The 13,934-nt window shown below is 57.8% G+C and carries 16 protein-coding genes and 1 tRNA gene; 9 read left to right on the top strand and 8 right to left on the bottom strand.

All coding sequences use genetic code 11. From position 1 onward, the window contains the following. Nucleotides 1-109 precede the first annotated feature (109 nt). The 8 genes from RDA78_RS02945 to RDA78_RS02910 all read right to left on the bottom strand — a co-directional run bounded on the left by RDA78_RS02945 (nt 110) and on the right by RDA78_RS02910 (nt 6,211). Complete coding sequence (locus RDA78_RS02945; RefSeq protein WP_434053878.1) at nt 110-1,024, bottom strand: hypothetical protein; 915 nt, start codon at nt 1,022-1,024, stop codon at nt 110-112. After that, entirely contained in the window at nt 1,021-2,451 is a 1,431-nt protein-coding gene (locus RDA78_RS02940) for a replicative DNA helicase (protein WP_434053877.1), read from the bottom strand. The genes RDA78_RS02945 and RDA78_RS02940 overlap by 4 nt, the downstream gene beginning before the upstream one ends. Nucleotides 2,452-2,577: 126 nt before the next feature. Beyond that, on the bottom strand, nt 2,578-2,892 hold the full coding sequence (locus tag RDA78_RS02935; protein WP_434053876.1) for a hypothetical protein: 315 nt from the start codon (nt 2,890-2,892) through the stop codon (nt 2,578-2,580). Then, nucleotides 2,889-3,626 carry an HNH endonuclease signature motif containing protein gene (locus RDA78_RS02930; RefSeq protein ID WP_434053875.1) on the bottom strand — a complete coding sequence of 246 codons (738 nt, stop codon included), beginning with the start codon at nt 3,624-3,626 and terminating at the stop codon, nt 2,889-2,891. The genes RDA78_RS02935 and RDA78_RS02930 overlap by 4 nt, the downstream gene beginning before the upstream one ends. Before the next feature lie 12 nt (nt 3,627-3,638). After that, a complete protein-coding gene (locus RDA78_RS02925; protein ID WP_434053874.1) occupies nt 3,639-3,851 on the bottom strand; it encodes a helix-turn-helix domain-containing protein in 213 nt (70 codons plus the stop codon). Between the two features lie 208 nt (nt 3,852-4,059). Then, entirely contained in the window at nt 4,060-4,773 is a 714-nt protein-coding gene (locus tag RDA78_RS02920; RefSeq protein ID WP_434053873.1) for a hypothetical protein, read from the bottom strand. Between the two features lie 8 nt (nt 4,774-4,781). Then, nucleotides 4,782-5,984 carry a tyrosine-type recombinase/integrase gene (locus RDA78_RS02915; RefSeq protein WP_434053872.1) on the bottom strand — a complete coding sequence of 401 codons (1,203 nt, stop codon included), beginning with the start codon at nt 5,982-5,984 and terminating at the stop codon, nt 4,782-4,784. 137 nt (nt 5,985-6,121) lie between these two features. After that, nucleotides 6,122-6,211: transfer RNA gene (locus RDA78_RS02910), tRNA-Ser, on the bottom strand. 493 nt (nt 6,212-6,704) lie between these two features. Between RDA78_RS02910 and RDA78_RS02905 the strand changes: the two genes are divergently transcribed. From RDA78_RS02905 to RDA78_RS02865, 9 genes are all read left to right on the top strand, one after another. Beyond that, entirely contained in the window at nt 6,705-7,400 is a 696-nt protein-coding gene (locus RDA78_RS02905; RefSeq protein WP_434053871.1) for a 50S ribosomal protein L21, read from the top strand. A gap of 54 nt (nt 7,401-7,454) precedes the next feature. Then, the gene (rpmA, locus tag RDA78_RS02900) at nt 7,455-7,724 is read left to right on the top strand and encodes a 50S ribosomal protein L27 (protein ID WP_305984616.1); all 270 of its coding nucleotides are present in this window, start codon (nt 7,455-7,457) and stop codon (nt 7,722-7,724) included. Between the two features lie 141 nt (nt 7,725-7,865). After that, nucleotides 7,866-8,471, top strand: coding sequence for a GNAT family N-acetyltransferase (locus tag RDA78_RS02895; RefSeq protein ID WP_434053870.1), 606 nt, complete (start codon nt 7,866-7,868; stop codon nt 8,469-8,471). Beyond that, a complete protein-coding gene (locus tag RDA78_RS02890) occupies nt 8,468-9,037 on the top strand; it encodes a GNAT family N-acetyltransferase (protein ID WP_434053869.1) in 570 nt (189 codons plus the stop codon). Before RDA78_RS02895 ends, RDA78_RS02890 begins: the two co-directional genes overlap by 4 nt. Further along, the gene (locus tag RDA78_RS02885) at nt 9,034-9,579 is read left to right on the top strand and encodes a GNAT family N-acetyltransferase (RefSeq protein WP_434053868.1); all 546 of its coding nucleotides are present in this window, start codon (nt 9,034-9,036) and stop codon (nt 9,577-9,579) included. The genes RDA78_RS02890 and RDA78_RS02885 overlap by 4 nt, the downstream gene beginning before the upstream one ends. 46 nt (nt 9,580-9,625) lie before the next feature. After that, nucleotides 9,626-10,672, top strand: a complete 1,047-nt coding sequence (obgE, locus tag RDA78_RS02880; RefSeq protein WP_434053867.1) for a GTPase ObgE — start codon at nt 9,626-9,628, stop codon at nt 10,670-10,672. Further along, complete coding sequence (proB, locus tag RDA78_RS02875) at nt 10,672-11,817, top strand: glutamate 5-kinase (RefSeq protein ID WP_434053866.1); 1,146 nt, start codon at nt 10,672-10,674, stop codon at nt 11,815-11,817. The genes obgE and proB overlap by 1 nt, the downstream gene beginning before the upstream one ends. A gap of 51 nt (nt 11,818-11,868) precedes the next feature. Continuing rightward, nucleotides 11,869-13,149: a glutamate-5-semialdehyde dehydrogenase gene (locus tag RDA78_RS02870; protein WP_434053865.1), complete on the top strand. Its 1,281-nt coding sequence runs from the start codon at nt 11,869-11,871 to the stop codon at nt 13,147-13,149. Beyond that, nucleotides 13,146-13,778 carry a nicotinate-nucleotide adenylyltransferase gene (locus RDA78_RS02865; protein WP_434053864.1) on the top strand — a complete coding sequence of 211 codons (633 nt, stop codon included), beginning with the start codon at nt 13,146-13,148 and terminating at the stop codon, nt 13,776-13,778. Before RDA78_RS02870 ends, RDA78_RS02865 begins: the two co-directional genes overlap by 4 nt. Nucleotides 13,779-13,934 lie beyond the last annotated feature (156 nt).

Genomic DNA, 13,934 nt, shown 5'->3' with positions numbered 1-13,934 from the left:
ATCTTCAAAACAAGAGTCGCTGGCGCGCGTTCTGTGCCTTTCTGGTGTCAGCCTACCTGAAAATCTCTATCGCGCGCCCAGCAAGCCTTAAAATGGCTCCCCTCAACTATCACGCAGCCCCCCTCTCCAGGCTACCCTTCACGCCCATCCGTTCTTTGACCTCGTTCACAAGATCTGGAGGGATGACGCATGCAGGATGCTCGGGCGGATGATCGTCGGACCAAGCCGGGGTAAATCGCCACTCGGTCATTTGTCCAGAATACCAGCGCTCCAGTTTTGCGATCACGGCAGAGCGACTTGCTGCATTGTCGTTCAGAAGCTGAATCGTGTCCTGAGGGTCGCTTGACGGAATTCTGGACTGGCCGTTGCCGCCAAGTGTTGGCGCGGGCTGATCGGCCCAGCGCTCTTGGTTCAGCCATGTGGCGGGGTTGCACCACGAACGATCTGCGGGCTTGGTAAGGACATACCGTTGCAAGCCGGTCTTGAGGGTTTCGAGATCGGTTTCCTTGATAACGGTTTTGAACGCCTTGAGAGCTGCCCCTCGGCCAACCTTGTGCGGATAGCCTGCATACCAATCCTCAAACAGCTCATCATCGGTTGGCGGTTCCGGCTCCGGATCAGGTTCCGAGCTAGGACTTTCAGCGCCTTCGGGCGCGCCCGTTTTTGTCTCTGCCTTTGTCTCTGCCTCTGTCTCTCGCGAGCGCGCGAGGGATATCGCGTTGATATCATCATGATATCGCTCTGTTTCATCGAGAATCAGGAAGTCTTTAAGCTCTTGAAGAGACTTGTTTATTTCACCCACCGATTTCCGAAGGCGGAACGCGATATCCGAAATTTCCGGCAAAGTTCCCTTTTTTTCCTTGTCTTCCGATGCGAGCAACCAGAGGCCTATCAAAACACGAAAGTTACAGTCTGATATCATCGCGATATCACGACGATCCAAGAGGGATTTATAGAGCTTAATCCAGGGTGGATTCCGGTCTTTGAAATGCTGGAATTCGGACCAGTTTTTTATGCGGATCATGCTTGCATACCCCTTTGTGATTTGCTGGCAATGTCACCAGTTTCGACGGAGCAATAGACCGTGTGGTCACGGCATGGCCCGAGCCTGTTCTTTCCAATCCTGATCAGCAGATCATTTGCGCGCTTCTCATACTTATCCAGTGCCTCAGAATCCGGGTTTGGATTGTGAGCGTCGTAGTATGCGGGCCGGTAAAGAAGCAGCACCTGGTCTGCGTGTTCTTCGATGCTGCCGGAGTCGCGCAAGTCGGACATGACGGGCCGCTTGTCGTCACGGCTTTCGACGGCGCGATTGAGCTGAGCCAAGAGCACAACGCAGATGTCCAGGCGCTTCGCCATACACTTGAGCGACCACACCAGTTCTCCGAGTTCGTGAACAAGATTGCCGCGATACCTATCTGATTTTCGCATGAGCCCCAGATAATCGACAAAGATCACGCCAAGGGTGATGCCCTGCCTTTCAAAGTCCGACTTCCAGAGACGCGCCTTCGCTTCGATCTGGGCAGCACTGAGCCCGCCTGCATCGGTAATCTTCACCGGCAGGTTTGACGTGGACCGTGAGTATTTTTGGAACTTCAAAAACTGCTGGTCGGTCAGCTTACCATTCTGGATATCGGAATAGGTGATCTTTTCCCCATGCCCGAGCGCCGCCTCTGCGGAGATAAGGCGGGACACCCATTCTTGCCTGTCAATCTCAAGCGATGCGATGCCAACGCCGTAGCCCTGCCGCGCCACCCTACGGGCGAAAGCGACCATCGCCTGAGACTTGCCCATTCCAGGCCGCCCCGCCATGACAACAAGACGCTTGGGCCGCAAGCCTGTCATGGAATTGTCCAGATCCGTGAGCCCGGTCAGTGGCACCTTCGCGTCTTTACCGTTCATACGGGACACAATGTTGGATTCAAGCTCAGATACGACGGCGGGCAACGCAGTAGCTGTGTCTTCGCTACCCTCTATGTCGGTGCGGAGTTCCAGTATGCTGGCGTCGATTTCTTCAAGAAGTTCGTTGGTGTTCGCCGCACCTGACATTGCGCGGGAAGCAACAGAACCGGAAAGCACCATGAGATTACGCCTGACGGCTAGTTCAATGAGCTGATCCGCATATTCGTGAAGATGCATCGGGCTGGCCGCACCCACGGTGCATGCCATCATATATTGAGGCACCGACTGCCCTTTCGGCCCTTGCGCCGTGATGCGGGTTTTCAGTGTTACCGGATTAGCCGCCCTACCTTCGTAAAACAGAGCCTTGGCTTCCCGGTAAATTTCTGAATTCAGAGGACTATAGAAGTGCTCTGGTTTCAACCTTTCCGCTACTTGCCCAATGAGATCGTTGTTCGATAAGAGTGCGCCGATCACAAGCTGCTCTGCCTTGATGTTCTCAGGTGGCTCGTTCAGCGTGATGACAGTTGACTGATTGATGTTCGGGGTCATTTTCCACCCCCTTTCAAATGAAGCTTTTCGATTACGGCACCAACCGCCGCACCGATGGGAATCCAGCCCTGGCAAGCCACGTCTTCACACGGCTTCGGTTTTTGGAATGTCGGGGAGACTTGAGGCTCAGCCATGGTCCCACCCCGCTGATTCTGCTTCGCTGGAAGGGTTGTAGAAATTCTCACGCAGCCAACGATAAGTCACGCAACCGTCGCGACGGAAAAGGCGATGCCCGAGGTCGTTGCGACCAGCACAGATCATTTCGCACCGATCATGCAAGAGACGCGCACCCGGCACGGTGTTCTGCATGATTTGCGCAGCCACACTGATGGGAACGTGAAACGGATAGTGCGCGAACTTTGCCAGCTCTTGTCTCAAGGACGTGACGGGAAGCGGCTCAAGAACAGAAACATTCTCACTAACGATAGCGGGATTGCTCATTTGTTCGCCCTCCCGTTGTCATTTGACGGAGCGCCAATCACAAGATTGAACGCATGCTTTCTAGCCGCAATGGCGCAGCAAACTTCTGAGAAGCTGCCAAGCTTTACAACCTTGCCACCGACGCCAAGGCTGGCGACGTATTTCTGCTGTCTCTTGTCCCACGAGACGCCAAGGTATCCGGTATTGGACGTTGACGGGGCAATCCGGTTGAGAGCGTTTTGCCACGGCAGCACTTCCCGCAAGTTTTCCAGGCGGTTGTTGATCTTGTCGCCATCGCGGTGATCAAGATATCCAACCGGCTCACGTCCGGTCAGCATCTTGAAGATGACGCGATGCGCCCGATAAAGCTTGCCGTCAATACACAGCTGAATATAGCCGTGGCTGTCGGTGCCGCAGATATCGCCAGCACGGCGACCACCACGTGACACACGGCCAGTCAGAAAGCCGGTTTCTTCGCAATACTCGAAGAGTTCATGACACCGCTTCTGCGATGGCAGTGGAGCGCATTCAGGCGCTTTGGCTGGGGTGAACGCCGCCAACTGTGCAAGAACGCGACGCGCATTACTATCAGCCTGCTTTTCGTCAAAATGAAAGCTGTCACCAGTTGACGCTTTCCCTTCGCAGGGGCATATTGAGCTCTGTTTAGAAGCAAATTTGCAAAGCGTTGCAGCGCTTTGGAGTTCAACCCTGGTGAGACCACTACCCTCACCAGGGTTTTCCATTTCGAATGTCATTGAAGTGCCCCCTTATGCCGCTGCCGGTTGGCGATTGTCATCGCCTGCCGGTTCGGGTCCGTCAGCGACCGGGAGCTTTTCCAGCTCAGAAACTTTGAAGAGAGTTTTTGCGCCGAGCTTGTACTTGTTCAGCTCGCCAGCATAGATCCGGCGATAAACCGTCGCGATGCTGCAATTGCCAAGGAACGCGCGCGCTCCGTCGATGTCTGTAAAGCCTGCCTGCATGTTCGTTCTCCGCTTTTGCAAGCGCGGATACTCGAAACTCATTCCGCCATGAAGTGAGAGGTACGCGTCTTGGTGCGCGCTGCCCTCGTGACACTTGGAGGTAAGCACGGGGAAAGCAGGAAATATATAGCAGTAACAGTGGTTTAATTGGTTCGTTTGGTTCAAACTCAAATCGCGTTTAATTGAACCAAGTGTATTCTTTGAGGCTCTAAGGCTTTGGGAATTCTCGATCAAGTATCCTACGGACCTGGCCTTTTATCGCAGACCGGTAGTCGTTGCCGTTTTGAACGCCATCATTCGTTTCAATTCGTTCCTCTAGGGCATCGTAAAGCTGTTCAAGAGATGCGTATTTTTGACAGCCATCAGTTCTGGGGTCGCCGTGAGTTCTAAGTTCATGGACAATCCAAGCTTGGTCTTCTGACCAGTCTCTCAAGCCTTTCGGGCCAGGGCGCGCTCTACTTTGAGCCACTGGCTGATCAATTGTGCCATTCGACCAGGGAGGCCAAATGCGCAAGACATCTTCCCGTGAAAAATTCACGCCATCGTATACGGCAACGCCGCGACTTTCATGCAAAGAATAAATTGAGCGGTTGCGGTCTAGAACGAAACAGAGCCACTCACCCCGCTCAATGGGTTTCACACGGCAGTCCTCAATATGCCTGCCATAAGCGGTCAAAGAGCCGTCCACACCGCTGCTTTGAAGCTCCGTGAAGGCGTCGCCGGGATCAACAAAATAATCAACACTGCAATTGTCATCGGCTTGATCACACGCCATCTCCACGGTGAACGTTATCCATGTGACTTGATCTGAGCTCAACCGCTGCACTTTCTCCCAATCTCTCCATATTATCCAGGCGAGCACCATAGGCAGCGTCCAAGACGGTAGCTTCTTTGGGTGAGATCCTATCTGGTCGTTCTCCATCTAGGCACCTATCCGGCAAACTTATTAATCTGAACGACTTCGCCGGACGCGCCACTAATGTAATTCGCCCATGCTGTCAGAAGATTGCGTCGCTTCTTAATTGCGGTGCTACGGCGATAGGCATTTTCTGTCGCATCTCCGACTTTATGCGCTAGGCATCCTTCCGCCACTTCGCGGGGAAATTCGGTTTCGTCCCCGGCCCAATCCCGGAAGGACGACCGGAAGCCGTGAGGCGTGTAGTGCCCGCATTCCATCCGGCGGAGCTGCATTTCCAAGACCATGCCGGAAAGTGGTTTGTCGCGCTTGTTGCCGGGGAACACCCATTCGTCACGGCGACGCTCGTGAAGCGCTTGCAGAAGCTTATAGGCCGGATCGGTCAACGGCACAGAATGGACCTGTTTCATCTTCATCCGCTCTGCCGGTATCGTCCAAACTCGGTTTTCAAGGTCTACCTCTGCCCAGCGCGCGTTAAGAACCTCGCCTGATCGGCAGGCGGTGAAAATCAGCAATTCAAGAGCGCGTGCTGAGAGGCCTTGCCGTTCGCGAAGCTGTGTTAAGAAGGCGGGGACATCGGGATAGGGCATGGCGGCGTGATGCTGCACGTTTTTCAGTTTGGACGGCTTAGGTAAAATATTATCGAGGTTGCCACGCCAAGCGGCTGGATTTTCACCGTCGCGCCAGCCCTTAGTCTTTGCAAAGTTCAAGACCCGTTCGATGCGCCCTCTAATCCTTGTGGCGGTTTCAGTCTTTGTTGTCCAGATTGGTTTGAGAATAGCGAGCACATCCGCAAGGCCGATCTCTGACGGGCGTTTGTTCTGAATCTTTCCGCAGTAGGCCGGGCCAAGGGTCATTTGCCACTGAGCGCGATGCTTCTCGTTTGACCAACCCTCATGATTGCTCTCAAGGAACTGCTTGACGCATTCCGAAAAGTTCGGTTCTGCCTCTTTACTGACTTCATTTCGAGGGTTGCCGCCGGTCGCAATCAGCTCTCTGAAATGTGCAGCTTTCTTTCGGGCGGCGGATAGTGTGACGGCAGGATAAGGCCCCATGCCAAATTCATCACGCTGCCCGTTCCTGGTCCACATGAATGACCACGATTTAGAGCACGACTTAGATACCCTCAGAAAGAGGCCGCCGCCGTCACTCACGCGACCGGGTTTGCTTGCCGCCTTGACCTTGGCGTCATTAAGCTTGTGGATCTGGCGTGCCATGAATTGCCTACTTCCGTGCCTACTTAATTTGTGCGCTGCCTAGAGAATTGCAGAATAACACAGAGAAAACGGCGCGCAAGAAACGGCGGAAAGCTCACGGAAAATGGAAGGCCGAGAAAAGTAGGGAGAAGGGTGACTGGCGGAGAGAGGGGGATTCGAACCCCCGGAACGCTTGCGCGCTCAACGGTTTTCGAGACCGCCCCGTTCAACCACTCCGGCACCTCTCCGCGGTACTTGCGACAAACGGGTCTCAAGTGGCGCGGAACATAGACAAGCTCTTTTTTATCCGCAAGACCCGATTTGCATTCTTTGAACAGGCACGTTCATTGCGGAGCTCGCAAGGCTGCTGTAGACGCGTGGTGCCGGGTGCCGGGCTGATCGGATCTTCCATTGGATTGCAGGCGCAAGGACAAAACGCGCCGGTAGGCTCTCCGCGCACCAAGGGCGTGCGTGCGGCGCGCCGCATGCCGCACATTTCCGTTTGACTCCATGCGCCGGAGAGTTATATTGCGCGGGCTCGAAAAGGTTCAGCTTTTTCGGGTTTTCTTTGTCGATCAAGGCCTGGCGGGCTTTTCGCTTCACGCAACCCGACGCAAAGATCTGTCCGACGGATGACAATCCGCTGGGGCAGGCGCCTGAGTTCGACCTGAACGCAACCGGTACTTCATGAGCCATAAGGCCGTGCCGGTGTTAAAAAACGAAAAGAAGGACGTGCGCGACATGTTCGCTGTAATCAAAACCGGTGGCAAACAGTATACTGTTGCCGCAGACGACCTCCTGAAGGTCGAAAAACTCGACGCCGAAGCCGGCAGCACCGTCACGTTCGACGAAGTGCTCATGGTTGGCAACGGCACGGACACGACCGTTGGCGCTCCGACCGTGGAAGGTGCCAGCGTTGTTGCGGAAGTGGTCGATCAGGGCCGTGGCCGCAAGATCATCGTATTCAAGAAGCGCCGGCGTCAGAATTCCCGCCGCCGCAATGGCCATCGTCAGTCCTTCACCCTCGTCAAGGTGACCGACATCCTGACCGGTGGTGCAATACCGGCCAAGAAGGCTGCGCCGAAAAAGGCAGCGCCGAAGGCCGAAGAGACCGAAGCTGAAGCAGCGCCTGCTGCTGAAGCGGCCCCGAAAACCGAGGAAGCCCCGAAGGCTGCCGCGGCAAAGGAAACCAAGAAGGAAGATGCAGCTGTCGAGCCGCTCTTCACCGCACCGGACGGCAAGGACGATCTGAAGAAGATCTCCGGCGTCGGCCCGGTCCTTGAGAAGAAACTGAACGCTCTGGGCATCACCACCTACGAGCAGATCGTCAACTTCTCTGCGGACGACATCGCCCGCGTTGATGAGGTCCTGAATTTCAAGGGCCGTATCGAGCGCGACAACTGGGTTGAACAGGCCAAGGAGCTGGCAGGCCAGTAAGCCGCCGTTTCAGGACTGTTGATTTAAGAATTCGAAGAACGAGGAGTTCTAACGATGGCACATAAGAAGGCAGGCGGTTCATCCCGCAACGGCCGCGACTCAGCTGGCCGCCGTCTCGGCATCAAGAAATACGGCGGGGAATCCGTGATTCCCGGCAACATCATTGCTCGTCAGCGTGGCACAACGTGGCACCCGGGCACCGGCGTGGGTATGGGCAAGGATCACACCATTTTCGCGACCGTTGAAGGCAAGGTTCAGTTTAAGGCGGCAGCCAACAAACGAACACTCATCAATGTGGTCCCAGTGGCGGAAGCTGCGGAGTAAAGCCGACGTGAAGTTTCGAAACGCCGGCGTCCCTTAAGACCCCGGCAATTCGAGACAGGTCAGCAACCAAAGACCAGTCGAAGATCCAAGGGGGAGATGGGACGCCATCTCTCCCTTGATTTGTTTGTGCTGGAGGAAATGATGGTTGTTGAAAGCGATGGGTTGTTAGACGAGAGCAGTTTGGTCGCGGCCCCGTTGCCGCAGGAAGCGGTTCATGTGCGGCTCGACATGCCGCGCAAGGACGATCTGGCCGATCTGGTGTTTCTGGCCAACAACAAGACCGTGGCGGCGAACCTCGCCATGATGCCCCACCCCTTCACCCTGGAAAACGGCCGTGCGTTGATTGCACGGGCGGAACAGGTGAGAAAAAACACCGGCCTTTTTGCCATCCGGCTGAAAAGCACGGGCCGCCTGATCGGCGTTGCGAAATACGCAGCACTCGAAGAGGACGGAACCGTGCATGTCGGATACTGGCTGGGCGAGTCCTTCTGGGGACAGGGCTATGCCACCGAAGCGGTGCATGCGCTGGTCGATCACGCCTTTACCCACCATGACATGGAGGAACTCCAGGGGTCCTGCCGGGTCACAAATCCCGCCTCGCGCCGGGTGTTGGTGAAATCCGGTTTCCAGTACCGGGATCAGGCGATGATCCGCTCCATAGGCGCGGGCGGGTCCGTGCCGATCGAGCGATACGTTTTGGACAGAACCGTTTGGAAGTCTTTGAAAGGATGGGGGCAGGGACAATGACCGGATTGCAGGACCTGAGAACACGACGATTGATCTTGCGGCCAATCGCGATGGCGGACGCCGAAGCGATGATCGAACTGGGCGGCAAGGATTTCGAGGTCGCCCGCTGGATGACATCCTTCGCCTGGCCCTATGAGGAAGGTTCGGCCGAAGCGTTTCTTAAAACGGTTGTCGACAAGGACCCGATGGAAACGGAAGCGGTGTTCGCGATCACGCTGGGCGGCGTTTTCATCGGGATCGCTGCTGTTGAAGCGCCCGGCGACCTGGAGAATCTCGCCGATCATCCGACCCTCGGCTACTGGATCGGCCGGGCGTTCCAGGGACACGGCTATGCAAGTGAGGCCGTTGAAGCGGTGATCGAATGGGCTTTCGCAGCTTATGGAACCGAGGCTCTTGCCGCGCGAGCCTACGAAGAGAATTTCCGCTCGCGGGGGCTCTTGCGCAAACTCGGTTTCAAGCCTTACAGCATGACCGAGCGGTTCTCCAGGGCACTGGATCGCAAGGTGCCCAATGTTGTCGTGCGGCTTGCGCGGTCCGACTTCGAGGCCCGGAAGGCCGCGGCGTGACCGCGCCTTCAATCCGGACCCGCCGGTTGATCCTCCGGCCACCGGCACTGGAGGATCTCAACCGGTGTGCCGCACTTCTTGGCGACTACGAGGTCGCCAAGATGCTGTCGCGCGTTCCTTATCCTTATGACCTGGAGCAGGGACGGCAGTATCTGGAAAAGTCGGTTGCGCGTTGGGAGAAGCACGAGACGGCGGACGAACTCGGCTTTCATGTTGACCATGAAGGCGAATTGATCGGCGGCCTTGGCTTCAAAAAGTTGCAGGAGACCCCGGAGATCGGCTATTGGCTGGGGCGGCCTTATTGGGGCAGGGGGTTCATGAGCGAGGCCCTGACGGCCGCGATAGGCTGGGTGTTCGACAACACGGCGCACGACCTGCTGGCCTGCGAAGCGATGACGGAGAACCCGGCCTCGATCAAGGTGATGGAAAAGGCCGGATTCCGGCCGGTCGGCGAGGTCGGCTGCGAGAGCGTGTCGCGCGGCGAGACCCTGCCCGCCATCAGAAGCGAAATGACACGAACGGATTTCATGCGCGGTCTTTGAGCCTCATCGGTCATGGCCTGACAGCAGGACGAAAAAGAGAAGAAAAATGAAATTCCTAGATCAGGCCAAGGTGTATGTCCGTTCTGGCAATGGCGGCGCAGGCTGCGTGTCGTTCCGGCGCGAAAAATACATCGAATATGGCGGTCCCGACGGTGGCGATGGCGGCAAGGGCGGAGACGTCATCGTCGAATGTGTCGATGGTCTCAACACGCTGATCGACTACCGTTACAAGCAGCATTTCAAGGCGGAAACAGGTATTCACGGCATGGGCCGCAACCGGACCGGTGCCCACGGCAAGGATGTTGTGCTCAAGGTGCCCGTCGGCACCCAGATCCTGGAAGAAGACAACGAAACGCTGATCGCCGACCTCACCGAACTCGGCCAGCGCGTCGTTCTGATGAAAGGCGGCAATGGCGGTTTCGGCAATGCTCATTTCAAGTCTTCGGTCAACCAGGCGCCGCGCCGGGCCAATCCGGGTCTCGAAGGTGAGGAAAAGTGGATCTGGCTTCGGTTGAAGCTGATCGCAGATGCCGGGCTGGTGGGCCTGCCCAACGCCGGAAAGTCGACCTTCCTGGCGACGGTGTCGGCTGCCAAGCCGAAAATTGCGGACTATCCCTTCACCACGCTCCATCCCAATCTCGGCATTGTCCAGATCGACGGAAACAGCTTCGCGATGGCCGATATTCCCGGGCTCATTGAAGGCGCGCACGAGGGCACCGGTCTTGGTGACCGGTTCCTTGGCCATGTCGAACGCACGCGGGTTCTCCTGCATCTGGTTGACGGCTCCGGCGAGGAAGATCCGGGCGAGGCCTACAAAGTTGTTCGCGGTGAACTGGAAGCCTATGGCGCTGGCCTCACCGACAAGCCGGAGATCGTCGCGCTTTCGAAATGCGACGCTCTCACCGATGACCTGATTGCCGAACGGTCGGCGAGCCTTGAGGCCGCCTGCGGACAGAAGCCGCTGATCCTGTCCTCGGCGAGCGGGCTCAATGTTGACCGGGCTCTGCGCATGATCGTACGCGGTATCGACAGGGACAAGGAAGACGCCGCCAATCAGGTGCCGGCCCCCGAACAGGAGGGGTGGCACCCCTGATGTCTGCCGAAGCACATCGCGGTCTTGCGGCCTTCAAACGGATCGTCGTCAAGATCGGCTCTGCCCTGCTGGTTGAAAACGGCGAGTTGAAGCGCGACTGGCTGGAAGCGCTCGTCTCCGACATCGTGGGGCTGACGGGCTCTGGCGCCGAGGTTCTGATCGTGTCCTCCGGATCGATTGCCCTGGGGCGCGGCGAACTCGGATTGCCGCAGGGGCCGCTGAAACTGGAAGAGAGCCAGGCCGCGGCTGCCGCGGGCCAGATAGCGCTGGCGCAGGCCTATGCTGGCGCGCTTGAAAAGCACGGGAAAAAGGCGGGCCAGATCCTTCTGACGCTGGGCGACACGGAAGAGCGGCGTCGCTATCTCAACGCGCGCGCAACAATCGGCACCCTGTTGAAGATGAGTGCGGTGCCGATCATCAACGAGAACGATTCCGTTGCCACGTCTGAAATCCGCTATGGCGACAATGATCGTCTGGCGGCACGTGTGGCGACAATGGCGAGCGCGGACTGTCTCGTCCTGCTCTCCGATATTGACGGCCTTTATACCGCCCCGCCTTCGGAAAAACCGGATGCGGTTTTCCTCCCCGAAGTGCCGCGCATTACCGCCGAAATCGAGGCGATGGCCGGCAGCGCCGGATCGGAGCTTTCGCGCGGCGGCATGAAAACGAAGATCGATGCGGGCAAGATTGCGACCGCGGCCGGGACGTCGATGGTGATTACCTCCGGCAAGGAACTGAACCCGCTGGCGCGGCTGAGCGACGGCGGGCGGGCAACCTGGTTTCCGGCGGCCGCCACACCGGCCAGCGCACGCAAGGCCTGGATCGGTGGCCACCTGGAACCCCGCGGCAAGATCACGCTGGACGAGGGAGCGGTGAAAGCCATGAAGGCAGGCAAGAGCCTGCTGCCCGCAGGTGTCGTCTCTGTTTCGGGAAGTTTTTCGCGCGGCGACGCCGTGACACTTCTGAGCCCGGAGGGCCGGACGATCGGGCGTGGCCTTGTTGCCTACGACATTGTTGAAGCCCGCCTCATTGCCGGCCGCAACAGCCGGGAAATCGAGGCGATCGTCGGATATCCGGGGCGTGCTGAGATGGTGCACCGGGATGATCTGGTGCTTGAGGATGCGTTTTTGAACGGAACGCGCTAAAAGCGTGCGAGCGCGCGGGCGAGAAGACCCGCCTTTTGAGGAGTAGTGGACATGCTGGATGTGGTTGAGGCCAGAACGACCGAAGATCTCATGGCAGAGATCGGGCAAAGGGCCCGTGCTGCCGGCCGGGTTCTCGCGACCGCGCCAACACCAGCAAAGAACAGGGCCCTGAGCGAAATGGCCAAGGCCGTGCGTGCAGCAACGCCGGAGATCCTCGCTGGCAACAGGCTTGATGTCGAGGCAATGACCGCCAACGGTCAAACAGCGGCCTTTCTGGACCGGGGAACCCTGACCGAGGAGCGGATCGAGGCGATTGCCAAGGCGCTTGAGGATATCGTGGCGCTCGACGATCCGGTCGGTGGCGTGATTGCCGCTTGGGACCGCCCGAACGGTCTCAGGATCGAGCGCGTGCGCACACCCCTTGGCGTGATCGGGGTGATCTACGAAAGCCGTCCGAATGTGACGGCGGATGCGGGCGCATTGTGCCTGAAGGCCGGAAACGCCGTGGTTCTGCGCGGAGGATCTGACACGATCCACTCCAACAGGGCGATCCACGCGGCACTTCAGACGGGCCTCAAGGAGGCCGGATTGCCCGAAGACGCCATTCAGATCGTGCCTGTCACTGACAGGGCCGCGGTCGGCGAGATGCTCAAGGGTCTGCAGGGCAATCTCGACGTGATCGTGCCACGAGGTGGACGCAGCCTCGTCGGGCGGGTTCAGACCGAGGCGAGGGTGCCGGTTTTCGCGCATCTGGAGGGCCTCGTTCACATCTTTCTCGACAAGGACGCCGATATCGGGAAATCCGTCGATGTCATCGTGAATTCGAAGCTGCGCCGCACCGGCATTTGCGGTGCGCTCGAGACACTCCTGGTTCATGAAGATATTGCACGCGCGCACCTGCCGGCCGTTGTGGCAGCCTTGCGGGAACAGGGTTGTGAGATCCGCGGATGCGACGAGGTGCGCAAGATTTGCGGAGACGTGCTGGCCGCGAGCGAGGATGACTGGTCGACCGAGTATCTCGACAAGATACTGGCCGTCAGGATCGTGCCGGACCTCGACGCGGCCATGGAACACATCGCGACCTATGGATCGAACCATACCGATTGCATTCTGACCGAGAACAAGGCAGCGGCGGACCGGTTTCAGGCGGAAGTGGATTCAGCCATTGTTCTGCACAACGCCTCGACCCAGTTCGCCGACGGCGGCGAATTCGGCATGGGTGCGGAAATCGGCATTGCGACCGGACGCATGCATGCGCGCGGGCCTGTCGGGGTCGAGCAACTGACCAGCTTCAAGTACAAGGTGCACGGCTCGGGCCAGACGCGTCCATGAACCGATTGAATATCCGGGCCGGTCTCCACCAGGACTGGCTCAAGCTTCCGCATGTCGAACCGGGTAACCGCATCGGTCTGTTCGGCGGATCTTTCAATCCGCCGCATTCCGGCCATCGCCTTGTTGCGGCCACGGTCCTCAAGCGCCTCGGTCTTGATCAGGTCTGGTGGTTCGTGACACCCGGCAATCCGCTGAAAGATCATGCCGACCTGGCCCCCCTGGAAATGCGGCTTCATCTGACCAGTGCGCTTGCCGACCATCCGCGGATGAAAGTAACGGCATACGAGACCGTGCTCGGGACGCCCTACACTGCCAAGACGGTCGCTGCGCTGTGCGCCATGCGACCATCCGTCCGATTCGTTTGGGTCATGGGTGCTGACAATCTTGGCAGTTTCCATCGCTGGCAGGACTGGCGGAAAATTGTCGGTTCCGTGCCCGTCGCGATTGTCGACAGACCGGGAGCCTCGCTTTCGGTTCTTTCCTCTCCAATGGCGAAAGCTTTTGAAAAATATAGACTTCCGGAAGAGGACGCGGAGCTGCTTCCGGACATGAAGGCGCCGGTCTGGACCTTCCTGCACACGCCTCTGGACCAGACGTCTTCGACCGATCTGAGGCATCTACCTAAATAGGAAAACTGTCAAATTTACCTAGAAAAATCCGGCGTCTTGAAAATGCCAAACGGGAAGCGGTATTATAGGGACGGTCGCGGCGAGCGCGGCCGAGGTACGGTCAACCGGTCCTGCATCCAAAACGGGTGACGTGAAACCGAACTATCTGGTTCGTGA

The organism is Roseibium sp. (genome assembly GCF_051016195.1).
Classification (GTDB): Bacteria; Pseudomonadota; Alphaproteobacteria; order Rhizobiales; family Stappiaceae; genus Roseibium.
Note: the sequence above shows the minus strand (reverse complement) of the source record. Positions and strands in the feature narration are given on the sequence as shown.